Below are 13,704 nucleotides of genomic sequence, written 5' to 3' on the forward strand. Positions count from 1 at the left end.
ACTCGCTGCGCCTGGAGGCCGGCCTGTGCCTCTATGGCCACGACATGAGCACGGCGACCACGCCGATCGAGGCCAGCCTGACCTGGGCCATTTCCAAGGCGCGCCGCGCCGAGGGCGTGCGCGCCGGTGGATTCCCGGGGGCAGAGCGGATTCTGGGTCAGCAGCAGGGCGGCGTGGAGACCAAACGCGTCGGCCTGTTGCCGAGCGGCCGGGCGCCCGTGCGCGAAGGCGCCCAGATCGTCAACGCAGAACAGCAGGTAATCGGCGAAGTCACCAGCGGCGGCTTCGGCCCCAGCCTGGGCGGTCCGCTCGCCATGGGCTCCCTCGACAGCCGCTACGCAGCGCTGGACACCGAGGTATTTGCTCTGGTGCGGGGCAAACCGCTGCCCATGCGCGTTGTCCGTACGCCTTTCGTGCCGCAGCGCTACTACCGCGGCTGAAGGCCGGTTGTTTCGTTGAACGACGTAGGAGCGAGCTCTGCTCGCGAAGCTTTGGGCCGGGTGGCCGTTCGCGAGCAGAGCTCGCTCCTACAAAAAAGCCCACTTTCGGAGCGGTAGCATGACAGAACTTCAGACCGCCACCCGCCCGCAACCCTTGCAGGCGGGCGTCAAACTGCGCGGCGCCGAGAAGGTCGCGCGCATTCCGGTGAAGATCATTCCCACCGAAGAGATCCCGCGCAAACCGGACTGGATTCGCGTACCGGTCGCCGCCTCGCCGGAGGTGGCGCGGATCAAGCAGCTGCTGCGCAAGCACAAGTTGCACAGCGTCTGCGAGGAAGCCTCCTGCCCGAACCTGGGGGAGTGCTTCTCCGGCGGCACCGCCACCTTCATGATCATGGGCGACATCTGCACCCGTCGCTGCCCCTTCTGCGACGTCGGCCACGGCCGGCCGAAACCGCTGGACCCGGACGAGCCGAAGAACCTGGCCATCGCCATCGCCGACCTGCGGCTCAAGTACGTGGTAATCACTTCGGTGGACCGCGACGACCTGCGCGACGGCGGTGCCCAGCACTTCGTCGATTGCCTGCGGGAAATCCGCGCGCTGTCCCCCGGCATCCAGCTGGAGACCCTGGTGCCGGACTACCGTGGGCGCATGGACGTGGCCCTGGCAATTACCGAGCAGGAGCCGCCGGATGTGTTCAACCACAACCTGGAAACCGTGCCGCGCCTGTACAAGGCCGCGCGTCCGGGCTCGGACTTCGAGTGGTCGCTGGACCTCTTGCAGAACTTCAAGCGGCGCGTGCCGCACGTGCCGACCAAGTCCGGCCTGATGCTGGGCCTCGGTGAGACCGACGACGAAGTGATCGAAGTGATGCAGCGCATGCGCGAGCATGAGATCGATATGCTCACCCTCGGCCAGTACCTGCAGCCCTCGCGCAGCCACCTGCCGGTGCAGCGCTTCGTCCACCCTGACACCTTCGCCTGGTTCGCCGAGCAGGGCGCCGAGATGGGCTTCAAGAACGTCGCAGCAGGCCCCTTGGTGCGTTCCTCGTACCACGCCGACCAGCAGGTGCACGGGCAATCGATCCGCTGATCTTCGCGGCATGAAAAAGGCGACCTTCGGGTCGCCTTTTTTTTGCTCCGGTGGGTGGGCATTTCCTGTGGGAGATCCCATGTCAACGCCGTAGTCCCGTAGGGTGGATGGCGCTCTTCCATCCACCAGCGGAGCCATGCAGGGCCTCGAATGGTGGACCGGTGAAGCGCGGTCCACCCTACGGCTGAAACCAGCTCCTGTGTGAGCGAATTCATCCGCGAAACGGCGTGGCACCGAATCCGCCTGCTACATCCCTCTCCCAAAGGGAGAAGGGTGACTCACGCCGGCGCCGCCGTACGCTGTAGGGGCGAATTCATTCGCCAAGCAGGCCGCAGGCCTGCCCTCGGGCGCCCCCACTTCGCTCGGTCAGATATGAGTATCGGCGATTGTGGATGTAAGGCCTTCGGAGGCCATTTTTATACTGGCTCGCCGTCACGCACTTCTATGACTGTTCCAGGCGAGATGCTCCTCGTCGGGGATGAGGCAACAACAATTTCAATACAGCCGTATAGAAAGGTATCCCATGAAAATTTCCGTGAAAGCGAACCCGGCCCCACCGGACACCCAGCCCGTCCGGGCGAGCAAGGACTCCCTGCTGATCGTGGTCAGCGTGGTTGCCATTTTCCTCACCGTGTTCGCCCTGGCGGCCTTCCCCGCACGCTCGGAGCAGGTGGCCAGCCAGTTGTTCCAGAGCGCCACCGATCTGCTGTCGGCGCCGGTGCTGGTGATCTTCCTGGCCTTTGTCGCCGGGTCGCTGTTCATCATCTTCAGCAAGTACGGCAACATCCGCCTCGGTAGCGGCAAGCCGGAATTCAAGACCCTGCCGTGGATCTTCATGTTCATCTGTGCCGGGCTGAGCTCGGCCACCCTCTACTGGGGGCTGGTCGAGTGGGCCTACTACTACAACACCCCCGGGCTGAACATCCCTGCGCGCAGCCCCGAGGCGCTGAACATGAGCATTGCCTACGCCTTCTTCCACTGGGGCTTCGGCACCTGGGCCTGCTACGCGGTCGGCGGCATGGCCATGGCCTACTACTACCACGTGCGCAAGCACAACAAGCTGAGCCTGGCCGGCATCATCGAGGCCATCACCGGATTCAAGGCCGACGGCCCGGTCGGCCGGTTGATCGACATCCTCTTCCTGATCGGCACCTTCGGCGGCCTGACGGTCACCATGGTGGTCACCACCCTGACGTTCTCCAACGGCCTGTCCAATCTCACCGGCCTGCCGAACACCTTCGTGATGCAGGCTGGCATCGTGCTGCTGATCGCCAGCATCTTCTCGCTGAGCTCCTACATCGGCCTGGAGGGCGGCATGCAGCGGCTGGCCAGTATGGTCTGCTGGGGCGCGCTGTTCTGCGCCCTGGCGGTGCTGGTGGTGGGGCCGACCGGCTTCATCGTGAAGAACACGGTCAATGGTGTGGGCCTGATGTTCTCCAACTTCCTGCACATGAGCCTGTTCACCGACCCCGCGGGCGACGGTGAATTCACCCGCAACTGGACGGTCTTCTACTGGTTCTGGGCCATTTCCTATACGCCGGCGGTGTCCATATTCGTCGCCCGCGTGTCCCGTGGCCGCACCCTGAAGGAGGTCTCCGCGGCACTGCTGCTGGGCGGTAGCGTGAGTTGCTGGGCGATTTTCGGCAGTCTCAGCGGCTATGGCATCGACCAACTGCTCAACGGTGTCCTGGACGTACCGGCCATCGTTGCCAGCCAGGGCGGCGAAGTGGCCATCACCCGCTTGCTGGACGGCTTCCCGATGTCCAGCCTGGCGACTGCGTTCTACCTCTTCGTGATGGTCATCTTCCTGGCATCCCACATCGACGCCTCGGCCTACACCGTGGCCGCCGCCACCACTCGCAACCTTCCGGAAGGCCGTGATCCTTCACCCTTCCTGCGCCTGTTCTGGTGCGTGATGCTGGCCCTGGTGCCGCTCACCATGATCGCCAACCAGATTTCCCTGAAGACGGTGAAGACCTCGGTGATCCTCACTTCGATTCCCTTTTTCTTCCTGTTGGTGGTGATGGCCTACGGTTTCGTCCAGTGGCTCTATCGTGACTACCGCGATCGCAGCCTCGAGGACATTGAGGCCGAATCGCGGCGCCTGGGGGACGAGGGACTGCAGGAAAGTGCCGACCTTCCTACCGCCGGCGCCACCGCAGGCGCCCAGGCCTAGCCTGGACACTCCGCGTCCGGTCTCGCAACAGCCCCTTTCCGTTGGAAAGGGGCTGCGTGCGTTCAATTCAACCGGTAGCGCGCCAGTTCGTCGCGGGTCAGCACGCGCATGTGCGTCGGGTCCGTGCTGTTCATGTCGTCCAGCAGGCTGAGGGGGATGTTCATTTCCTTGAGGTAGGCCGTCGGGTTGTAGCGAATTGCGCCGCTGTCGGCCAGGGCGGAGTCGCCGTGGGCGAAGTAGGGGCGGTGGATGCCCACGTAGCCGCGCACGGTCTTGTTGCGGCCGGCGGCCAGCAGGTAGACGCAGCTGCCCTGGCACACGCCTTCGCTGGGTACCATCACATCGAAGCCGGTTTCCCGCAGCAGTCGGCCCATGCGCAGGGCCTCCGCGACGCTGCCACCTATGCTGTCCAGCAGGGCCAGCTTGCGGGCGTACTGGCCGGGGTTGGCGCGCAGGCCCTTCATCAGGGCCTCGTAGTCGCCGGGCGCGATGTCCTCGGAAATCTGCACGGCCAGTATCCGGCCGGCCTTGCTGTGCTGCACGGGTTGCACTTCCACCTTGGCCCAGGTGTTGGCCGAACAGAGGGCGGCAAGGCAGAAGGCGGCGGCCCGGATTGCGGTACTGCTCATGGATCAGGTACTTCCTGGAGGGGGGCTGGCGACTGCGGGAGAAGATACCTGCAAAAGGCCATCGGTTCCAAATGGGCCGGCAGCGGGTTTCGTCGGACAGGGCCCGGCTTCTGGAAAGGGGAAATTGCGGGAATATTTGCGAGCTATTATCATTCGCGCCTTTCGTTTTCCGACGCCTTTCTCCCTCCTCAGATGCCTCAGCGTTATCACGGCTTCTTCCAGCACTATGAAGAACTCATCGGCACCTGGACCCGCCGGCTGAGAAGTCGCCATCGCGCGGAGGACTTCGCCCACGATGCCTTCGTGCGGGTCCTGGAGGCCGACCAGGACAAGGTCCAGCAGCCGCGTGCCTACCTGCACCAGACCACGCGCAATATCGCGGTCGACCACTTCCGCCGTGAGGAACGCCGCGCACAGCTGGAGCTGGATATCGCCGAGCTGGGCGAGGAGGCGAAGAACGACCCCGAGTCCTACATGCACGCCGTCCAGCTGGCGGACTCCATCGAGAAGGCCCTGGCGGAACTGCCCTTGAACTGCCGCCAGGTATTCGTCTGGCAGAAGCTGGAAGGGCTGAGCCAGGCGGAAATCGCCGAGCGCCTGGGCTTATCCAAGAACATGGTCGAGCGGTATATGATCCGCACCCTTCGTCACCTGCGTGAGCGCCTGGACCTGAGCGCCACATGAGCCGGAACTCGCCAACAGGGCACCAAGACCCCACAAATGGACAACGACCGCAGCCTGATTCCCGCCGTCCGGGTGGCACCATGACGCACGCTCGACCCGCCGACTGCAGCGTACGAGACGAAGCCGCCTACTGGTTCAGCCGCAACCGCGAACCCGTGCAGGACGCCGAGGAGCGTAGTCGATTCGACGCCTGGCTCGCGGCGGACTCGGCGCATCGGGCGGAGTACGAATTGCTGGCGCGGCTGTGGAGCGCCACCGACCTGATTCCCGCGCAGCGCCTGCGTGAGCTGTGCCGCGCCGAGGTCCGGCCGTTGCCTGCGCCTTCGCGCCGACGCTTCCTGCAGGGGGCGATGGCGGCCGCGGCCAGCCTGCTGCTGGCCGGCGGCGCGACTTACCTGCTCGACCCCTTTGCCCCGGGCGGCGAAACCCATGCCACCGGGCTTGGCGAGCGCCGCCAGGTGACCCTGGCCGATGGCTCGACCCTGGATCTCAATGGCCGTACCCGCGTCACCGTGCTGTTCGATGCGGACCGCCGCCTGGTGCGGCTGGAGACCGGCGAGGCGATGTTCAGCGTGACGCCGGACCGCGCGCGTCCCTTCGTGGTGGAGGCCGGACCGGGTCGCGTGACCGTCACCGGCACCCGCTTCAATGTGCGCCACGACGCGCGGGACCTGCGCGTGGCGGTGGAGTCGGGCCAGGTGCTGGTCGCGGGCGGGCAGGGCGCAGCGAGTCGGCCACTGCTGGCCGGAGACGGCGTGCAGGTGACGGCCGACGGCGCGGTCGGGCCGGTCCAGCGCGTCGACATCGCGAGCATCACCGCCTGGCGCCAGGGCAAGCTGGTCTTCAACGACGTGCCGCTGGCCGAGGTGGCGCAAGAGGTGTCCCGCTACCGCGACAAGCCCCTGCGCGTGGCCCCGGAAGTGGCGAAGCTGCGTTTCTCCAGCGTGTTCCGCGCCGACGACACCAATGCCTTGCTTTCGGCCCTGCCGCGCATCCTGCCGGTCAAGGTCAGGACCCTGCCGGATGGCTCAAGCGAAATAATTTCGTTTTAGATTCAGGTTTTTTTCGCCTCGTTCGTCTTCTCGTTCGACTTTTGGCGCCCACCCGTAGTCGGGCGCTCCTGCCTTCAGGACCGGACGAACGTGATCAACGAAATACAGCAACAATCGGCATCGCCAGCTACTACCCGCAAGGCCGCGCGTACCCAGCGCTGGTTGCCCCTGAGCCTGGCCATCGCCCTGGCGGTGGGCAGCGTCGGCGCCCAGGCCGCCGAGCGCAAGGAAATCCACATTCCGGCCCAGTCGCTGGCCAGCGCCCTGGGTCAACTGGGCCAGCAGACTTCGCTGCAGCTCTTCTTCAGTCCGGACCTGGTGGCCGGCAAGCAGGCCCCGGCCGTCGACGGCACCCTGCTGCCGGAAGAAGTGCTCGCCGCTCTGCTGCAGGGCAGCGGCCTGACCTTCGACCTGGCGGACGGCACCGCCATCCTGCGGCGGGCCTCGGGCGAGGAGGGCGCTTCGAGCATGGAGCTGCCGGCGTCGAATATCACCGTGGTCGGCGACTGGCTGGGCACCGCCGATGACGCCGTGGTACAGAACCACCCCGGTGCCCGTACCGTGGTGCGCCGCGAAGCCATGATCGAGAAGGGCGCGATGAACGTGCGTGACGCGCTGCGTTCGGTGCCCGGCGTCCAGGTGCAGGAGTCCAACGGTACCGGCGGCAGCGATATCGCCCTCAACATCGGCGTACGTGGCCTCACGTCGCGCCTGTCGCCCCGTTCCACCGTGCTGATCGACGGCGTGCCGGCGGCTTTCGCCCCCTATGGCCAGCCGCAGCTGTCCATGGCGCCCATCTCCGTGGGCAACCTCGACAGCATCGATGTGGTTCGCGGCGCCGGTTCCGTGCGCTATGGCCCGCAGAACGTCGGCGGCGTGATCAACTTCGTGACCCGCGCCATCCCGGAGAAATTCTCCGGGGATGTCTCCTCCACCCTGGAAGACACCAGCCACGGTGGCTGGAAGTACCTCAACAGTGCCTTCCTCGGCGGCACCGCCGACAACGGCATCGGCGCCGCGCTGCTCTATTCGGGCGTCAACGGTGACGGCTACCGCGACCGCAACAACGGCAACGACATCGACGACGTCATCCTCAAGACCCACTGGGCGCCCACCGAGCAGGACGACCTGTCGCTGAACTTCCACTACTACGACGCGACCGCCGACATGCCGGGTGGCCTCACCCAGGCCCAGTACGACGACAATCCGTTCCAGTCCGACCGTGACTGGGACGATTTCAGCGGCCGCCGCAAGGACGTGTCGCTCAAGTACCTGCGCCAGGTGGACGACGTCACCCAGGTCGAGGTGCTGACCTACTACAGCGACAGCTTCCGTGGCAGCAACATCGCCAGCCGCGACCAGAAGTTCCTCAACTCCTATCCGCGCAGCTACTACACCTACGGGTTCGAGCCGCGCGTCTCGCGCATCTTCTTCGCCGGTGACAGCACCCATGAAGTGGGTGTCGGCTACCGCTACCTGAAGGAAGCCATGCACGAGGAATCCAGCCGCCTGGCCCTGGTGAACAATGTCCCGACGCCCACCCGCGGGCCGTCGGCGGACGGCCATGTCTTCCAGGACCGCACCGGCGGCACCGAGGCCAACGCCTTCTACATCGACGACAAGATCGATGTCGGCAACTGGACCATCACCCCGGGTATCCGCTACGAGAGCATCAACACCGACTGGCACGAACGTCCGGTGCTCGGCAGCAACGGCCTGCCGGTGCAGGAGAAGCACCGCAGCAAGGACACCAACGAGCCGCTGCCGGCCATCAGCGTGATGTACCACCTCTCCGACGCCTGGAAGCTGTTCGCCAACTACGAGACCTCGTTCGGCAGCCTGCAGTACTTCCAGCTCGGCCAGGGTGGTGTGGGCGATAACCCCGCCAACGGCCTGGAGCCGGAGAAGGCCAAGACCTACGAACTGGGCACACGCTACAGCGGCGAGAAGTGGGGCGGCGAAGCGACGCTGTTCTACATCGACTTCGACCATGAGCTGCAATTCATCAGCAACGATGTGGGCTGGACCAACCTGGGCGCCACCAAGCACCAGGGCCTGGAACTCTCCGGCCACTACAACCTGGACGAACTGCTCGCGGGCCTGAGCCTGACCGGCACCTACACCTTCACCCGCGCCACCTACGAAGGCGACATCCCGGGCTTCAAGACCCGCGACCTGCCGTTCTACTCGCGCCACGTGGCCAACCTGGGCCTGCGCTACCAGGTCAACCGCTGGACCTACAACTTCGACGGCTACGCCCAGTCCGGCCAGCGCGCACCGGGTACCGGCATCGACGCCAACGGCAACTTCACCGGCAATTACATCACCGAGCCCACCGCTGACGGCCAGTTCGGCGACATTCCCGGCTACGTGACCTGGAACGTCCGTGGGGCCTACGACTTCGGTGAGCAGCTGTCCAACCTGAAGCTCGGCGTGGGGGTGAAGAACATCTTCGACAAGCAGTACTTCACCCGCTCCAGCGACAACAACGCCGGCATCTACGTGGGCCAGCCGCGTACCTGGTTCGTGCAGGCCAGCGTGGGGTTCTGAGCAGGCGCGGATTGATTTGCGAATCCACCGGACGCCGTGTGCGCGCGGGGTTTCCCTCACCCCCAGCCCCTCTCCCTGAAGAGGAGAGGGGTGACGCGCGCCGGTAGCTCCGCGCTCTTCCTGTAGGGGCGAATTCATTCGCCAAGCAGGCCGAAGGCCTGCCCGGCCTTCTCACTCCCAGTCATCCGGTTTCCTGTCCTTGCTCGGCGCCTTGTCGCTGATGCGTTTCACATCGGCCGCCGGCACCTGTTCCGGCGGCTGGCTGGGGCCCTGGGGCCTCGGGGCTGGGGTACGGACATTGGGATCGCTGCTCATCGCGGGTTCCTCCGGGTCAATCCCTTCCTTCAAGCGCAGCACAATCCGGCGCATCCGGCCGGCCGTCGGTCGATTCGTCCGGTTCGGCATACGGCATACACTGTCTGCATCGGCTGAGGTGGAGTATGACCATGAGCGGCAATGTCGACCTGAACCAGCGCCCCCCTTATGACCAGGTGATCCAGGACATAGCCGACTATGTGCTGGACTATCGGGTCGAATCCGTGGAGGCGTTGGACACCGCGCGCAACTGTCTGATGGACAGCCTCGGTTGTGCGCTGATGGCCTTGCGCTTTCCCGAGTGCACCAAGCTGCTGGGCCCGCTGGTGGAGGGCACCCAGGTGCCCCAGGGCGCGCGGGTGCCGGGAACCCCTTACCGGCTGGACCCGGTCAAGGCCGCCTGGGACCTGGGCAGCATGATCCGCTGGCTGGACTTCAACGACACCTGGCTGGCGGCGGAATGGGCCCACCCGTCCGACAATCTGGGGGGCATCCTCGCCGTAGCCGATCACCTGTCCCAGCGGCGCGTGGCCTGTGGCGAGGCGCCGTTGACCATGCGCCTGGTGCTGGAGGCCATGGTCAAGGCCCATGAGATACAGGGTGTGATGGCCCTGGAGAATTCGTTCAACCGCGTCGGCCTGGACCACGTGGTGCTGGTCAAGCTGGCATCCACGGCGGTCTGTGCCTGGCTGATGGGCGCGAACCGCGAGCAGTTGCTCTCGGCCATTTCCCACGCCCTGGTGGATGGCCAGGCCCTGCGCACCTACCGCCACACGCCCAATGCCGGGTCACGCAAGTCCTGGGCCGCGGGGGACGCCACCAGCCGTGGCGTGCGCCTGGCGGATATCGCGTTGCGGGGCGAGATGGGCGTGCCCGGCGTGCTGAGCGCACCCCAGTGGGGGTTCTACGACGTGTCCTTCAGCCATACCAACAAGGATCTGGCCACCAAGCCCCCGGAGCAGCGTTGCTTCAGCCTTGCGCAGGGGTTCGGCTGCCAGGTGATGGAAAACATCCTGTTCAAGATCAGCTTCCCCGCCGAGTTCCATGGCCAGACCGCGTGCGAAGCGGCGGTGCGCCTGCACCCCCAGGTGCGCAATCGGGTGACGGAGATCGACCGCATCCTGATCAGCACCCAGGAGTCGGCCATCCGCATCATCGACAAGGCCGGCCCCCTGGCCAACGCCGCCGACCGCGACCACTGCCTCCAGTACATGACGGCTGTGGCCCTGGCCTTCGGCAACCTGGTTGCCGAGCACTATGAAGACGACTTCCACAAGGCCCATCCGATCATCGATCGCCTGCGCGAGCGCATGGAGATATCCGAAGACCCGCGCTACAGCCGGGAATACCTGGAAGCCGACAAACGCTCCATCGCCAACGCCGTGCAGGTGTTCTTCAAGGACGGCAGGCATACGGACAAAGTCGAGGTGGAATACCCCATCGGCCACCGCCGGCGGCGCGGCGAGGGCATGCCGCTGCTGGAAGAGAAGTTCAGGTCCAGCCTGGCGACCCGTTTCGTGCCCCAGCGTTGTGCGCAGATCTACGCCCTGTGCAAGGACCAGACAGCGCTCGAGGCGATGCCCGTGGATCGTTTCGTGGAGTTGTTCGTGGGTTGAGGCTGCTAGCGGTACCTCCGCCCGGCCGCCGCCGGTTGGCCTGGACAAGCGGCGGCTGGTGGTGGTGAGGACAATCAGTAGTCGTCGTAATCCCGGCCGCGGCAGACCTTCTCCTTGTCGAATACCTCACGGGACGCGTCGATGCGGACGCGGCAGGGGCCGTCGCGGAAATCGCGGTGCCATTCGCCGCGTCGCCAGGTCTTGCCGTGTCCGTCGGGGCAGCGGATGACTTTCCTGTAGTAGCCCCGGTCGGAGATTTCCTTGACTCGGCACGGGCCGTCCCGGTACCGCTCGACCCTGGCGTCGTCCCTGTCCTGCCGGTGGTCGGCCATGGCACTCGGGGCGGTGCCGGCAATGGCTGCGACCAGGAGAAACACACCCATGAGCGGGCCTGTTTTCATTTCTTACCTCGATTCCGATGCGGCTGGTGATAGCCGGTACCCGGCACGCCTTTCGGGCGGCTGGCAACCTGGCGTCTGATCAGACAGCGGGCCGGGCAATTTGCTCCGTGCTGCAGCCCGTCTCCAAGAAGGGCGGGGAGGGTGGCTGCTTCCTATACTTAAAGCACCTTGGCCGGTCGGCCTGAGGGGTGGACAACCCCCTATGAGCGCTGAAAGAGGTCCCCCCGAACACGGGACGGGACGCCTGCCGGGCTGGCTCCACGGAGCCAAAGGTGGGGCGATTTCGATCCTGATCGTCGCCGCGATGGCGATTGCGGGCGGGTGCGCCTCGCAGCGAGCTCCCGAGGCGCCGCCGATCGTCGTCTCGCAGAGCACCTGGCGGGAGGTCGACCGGGACATCGTCGCCGCCTCCCTGGCCGCGACCAACCAGGCCCGCACCTACGCGCAGGACTCCATGGAGCACTGGTTGGACCTGGTGTACCAGCGCACCGATTCCGACTTCATCCCCTGGTTTTCCAGCTTCTGGACGCGTAAATGGCTGAGCATCAAGGTGGCCTGGTATCGCATGAGCTCCGAAGGTGAACGGGAAGAAACGGTGAACCGCCTGACCGGCTACCTGCAGGAGGCCTACGACGACCATGTGCTGGTGCCGGTGTCCAGGGAGATCGATCCCAATGCGGTCATGGAACAGGCCACGCGGCTCTACATCCAGCAGCTCGACCAGCGCTTGCAACTGATCCCCGAGCGACTCGGCGTACCCGGTGACCAGTTTGACCAGCATCTGAAGAAAATCCCGGCCATCGAATTGGCGCCGCCGCCGGACCACAGCGCTTCGCTGTACCAGGTTCTCCATGCCGACCCACTGGAAGAGTTGCCGGCATTCGCCGCCCTGATGGGGCGTTTTCGCCAGGCGCCGAGTGGCGCGGGGGCCTGGGCCACGGATTCGGGCCTGTCGTCCATCACCCGCCAGACCAGTGAGCAACTGGAGTCGGAAATGATGACCAGCGGCGCGGTCAGCATCGTCTCGGGCCTGGTCGGGCGGGTTGCCGGTTCGGTGCTCTCCCTTGGCGTCACCGGCTTTTCCGCCCTGCTCACGGAAGCCGAACGGCCCGACCGGGAAGCGCACTTGCGCAAGAGCCTCAATGAGGCGTTCGACGAAGAATGGCTGGCGCTGATGCGCAACTCGGATCGGGGCGTGATGGCCGGCGTGCTCCACCTGTCCGGGCAGGTGGAGGGCAGCCTGGGGCAGACGGAGACCCAGCCCACCCAGCCAATCCAGCCCATCCAGTTCGACCAGCAACCCAGGGTAGTGCCGGTGCCCTGGGAGTGACGATCCTCCCCCCAGCGAAATCCTGAACGCCAGTGCCAGCCAGGCCGGGCAACCCGCGCCATCCGGCCCGCGCCGGACACCCTGTCATGAAATGAGAAGCTGCTGTCGTGCGATGAGAAGCACCGGCAGGGGCAGATGCCTAGAGTCCAATCCATGGGTCCGTGACCCGACGACAAGAACACAGATTGGAGAAAAGGCATGGCCAAAGCCGTTCGCTTCTATGAAACCGGGGGTCCGGAAGTTCTTCGCTACGAAGAGGTCGAGGTCGCTGACCCCGGTCCCGGGGAGGTTCGCATCCGTCACGTCGCCGTAGGCCTGAACTACGCCGACACCTATTTCCGCAATGGAACCTATCCGATCCCGCTGCCCAACGGCATCGGCGTGGAGGCTTCGGGTGTGGTCGTGGCGGTGGGCGAGGGCGTGAGCAATGTCGCCCTGGGCGACCGCGTGACCTACACCGGCTTCGTCAACACCCTCGGCGCCTACAGCACCGAGCGCCTGGTGCCGGCGGCTCCGCTGATCAAGCTGCCCGAGACCATCGCCTTCGAGACCGCCGCCGCCATGACCATGCGCGGCCTGACGTCCGCCTACCTGATGCGCCGCATCCATGACTTCAAGGAAGGCGACAGCATCCTCCTGCACGCCGCCGCAGGTGGCGTGGGCCTGATCGTCTCGCAGTGGGCCAAGTTGCTCGGCCTGACCGTGATCGGCACCGTCTCCACCGAGGCCAAGGCCGAGGTGGCTCGCGCCCACGGCTGCGACCACGTGATCAACTACAGCGACGAAGACATCGCCAAGCGCGTGCGTGAGCTGACCGGCGGACGCGGCGTGGACGTGGTCTTCGACAGCGTCGGCAAGAACACTTTCATGGCCTCCCTGGACTCGCTCAAGCGCCGTGGCCTGCTGGTCTGTGTCGGCACCGCCTCCGGTCCGATCCCGGCTTTCGATCCGGTGCTGCTGGCGATGAAGGGTTCGCTGTTCATCACCCGTCCGGCCCTGGCCGACTACATCGCCGACCCGGCCGAAAAGGCCGACCTGGTGGGCGAACTGTTCGACCACGTCGGCAACGGGCGCATCCGTATCGACATCAACCAGCACTACGCGCTGGAGGATGCGGTCCAGGCCCATCGGGACCTGGAGTCGCGCAAGACCACCGGTTCTTCGATCTTCGTCATTTGAGGGCGCGGCCATGAAAGTCGAGCAACTGACCTGTGCCATCGGCGCTGAACTCAGTGGGGTGAACCTGGGCGATGCCGCCCGCGACGACGGCCTGTTCGCAGAGATCAAGGCGCTGCTGCTCCAGCACAAGGTGCTGTTCCTGCGCGACCAGGACATCAGCCGTGCCGAGCATGTGGCCTTCGCCCGTCGCTTCGGCGAGCTGGAAGACCATCCGGTGGCCGGCAGCGACCCGGAGCACC

13 protein-coding genes are annotated in these 13,704 nt (G+C 65.6%); 10 read left to right on the plus strand and 3 right to left on the minus strand.

Translation table 11 applies throughout. The features are described from left to right. The 3 genes from ACFW0H_RS29690 to ACFW0H_RS29700 form a co-directional block, all read left to right on the plus strand. Nucleotides 1-440, plus strand: a 440-nt coding sequence (locus tag ACFW0H_RS29690; protein ID WP_422917410.1) for a glycine cleavage T C-terminal barrel domain-containing protein, incomplete at its 5' end; no start/stop codon positions are given. Between the two features lie 118 nt (nt 441-558). Beyond that, nucleotides 559-1,533: a lipoyl synthase gene (gene lipA / locus ACFW0H_RS29695; protein WP_422917411.1), complete on the plus strand. Its 975-nt coding sequence runs from the start codon at nt 559-561 to the stop codon at nt 1,531-1,533. A 523-nt stretch (nt 1,534-2,056) separates the two neighbouring features. Further along, nucleotides 2,057-3,709 carry a BCCT family transporter gene (locus tag ACFW0H_RS29700; RefSeq protein WP_422917412.1) on the plus strand — a complete coding sequence of 551 codons (1,653 nt, stop codon included), beginning with the start codon at nt 2,057-2,059 and terminating at the stop codon, nt 3,707-3,709. Nucleotides 3,710-3,771: 62 nt separating this feature from the next. Here the strand turns inward: ACFW0H_RS29700 and ACFW0H_RS29705 are convergent, their stop codons facing one another. Further along, the gene (locus tag ACFW0H_RS29705) at nt 3,772-4,338 is read right to left on the minus strand and encodes a COG3904 family protein (protein WP_422917413.1); all 567 of its coding nucleotides are present in this window, start codon (nt 4,336-4,338) and stop codon (nt 3,772-3,774) included. A gap of 192 nt (nt 4,339-4,530) precedes the next feature. On the opposite strand from ACFW0H_RS29705, the gene ACFW0H_RS29710 reads away from it, so the two are divergent. The 3 genes from ACFW0H_RS29710 (at nt 4,531) to ACFW0H_RS29720 (ending at nt 8,624) form a co-directional block, all read left to right on the plus strand. Then, nucleotides 4,531-5,022 (plus strand): sigma-70 family RNA polymerase sigma factor, encoded by a 492-nt coding sequence (locus tag ACFW0H_RS29710; RefSeq protein ID WP_422917414.1) that lies wholly within the window; start codon nt 4,531-4,533, stop codon nt 5,020-5,022. 80 nt (nt 5,023-5,102) lie between these two features. Then, a complete protein-coding gene (locus ACFW0H_RS29715) occupies nt 5,103-6,074 on the plus strand; it encodes a FecR family protein (RefSeq protein WP_422917415.1) in 972 nt (323 codons plus the stop codon). A gap of 102 nt (nt 6,075-6,176) precedes the next feature. After that, complete coding sequence (locus ACFW0H_RS29720; RefSeq protein ID WP_422917421.1) at nt 6,177-8,624, plus strand: TonB-dependent siderophore receptor; 2,448 nt, start codon at nt 6,177-6,179, stop codon at nt 8,622-8,624. 171 nt (nt 8,625-8,795) lie between these two features. On the opposite strand, the gene ACFW0H_RS29725 is transcribed toward ACFW0H_RS29720, so the two are convergent. Then, nucleotides 8,796-8,939, minus strand: coding sequence for a hypothetical protein (locus ACFW0H_RS29725; protein ID WP_377691432.1), 144 nt, complete (start codon nt 8,937-8,939; stop codon nt 8,796-8,798). A 131-nt stretch (nt 8,940-9,070) separates the two neighbouring features. Here ACFW0H_RS29725 and prpD point away from each other — a divergent pair, with 131 nt between their 5' ends. Continuing rightward, the gene (prpD, locus tag ACFW0H_RS29730) at nt 9,071-10,555 is read left to right on the plus strand and encodes a 2-methylcitrate dehydratase (protein ID WP_422917416.1); all 1,485 of its coding nucleotides are present in this window, start codon (nt 9,071-9,073) and stop codon (nt 10,553-10,555) included. Nucleotides 10,556-10,629: 74 nt separating this feature from the next. Here prpD and ACFW0H_RS29735 read toward each other — a convergent pair whose 3' ends face one another. After that, a complete protein-coding gene (locus tag ACFW0H_RS29735; protein ID WP_422917417.1) occupies nt 10,630-10,956 on the minus strand; it encodes a hypothetical protein in 327 nt (108 codons plus the stop codon). Between the two features lie 202 nt (nt 10,957-11,158). On the opposite strand from ACFW0H_RS29735, the gene ACFW0H_RS29740 reads away from it, so the two are divergent. The 3 genes from ACFW0H_RS29740 to ACFW0H_RS29750 form a co-directional block, all read left to right on the plus strand. Continuing rightward, nucleotides 11,159-12,286 carry a hypothetical protein gene (locus ACFW0H_RS29740; protein WP_422917418.1) on the plus strand — a complete coding sequence of 376 codons (1,128 nt, stop codon included), beginning with the start codon at nt 11,159-11,161 and terminating at the stop codon, nt 12,284-12,286. A 198-nt stretch (nt 12,287-12,484) separates the two neighbouring features. Beyond that, entirely contained in the window at nt 12,485-13,465 is a 981-nt protein-coding gene (locus tag ACFW0H_RS29745) for a quinone oxidoreductase family protein (RefSeq protein WP_422917419.1), read from the plus strand. 10 nt (nt 13,466-13,475) lie between these two features. Then, nucleotides 13,476-13,704, plus strand: a 229-nt coding sequence (locus tag ACFW0H_RS29750; protein ID WP_422917420.1) for a TauD/TfdA dioxygenase family protein, incomplete at its 3' end; no start/stop codon positions are given.

Source organism: Metapseudomonas cellulosilytica, assembly GCF_049334135.1.
Classification (GTDB): Bacteria; Pseudomonadota; Gammaproteobacteria; order Pseudomonadales; family Pseudomonadaceae; genus Metapseudomonas.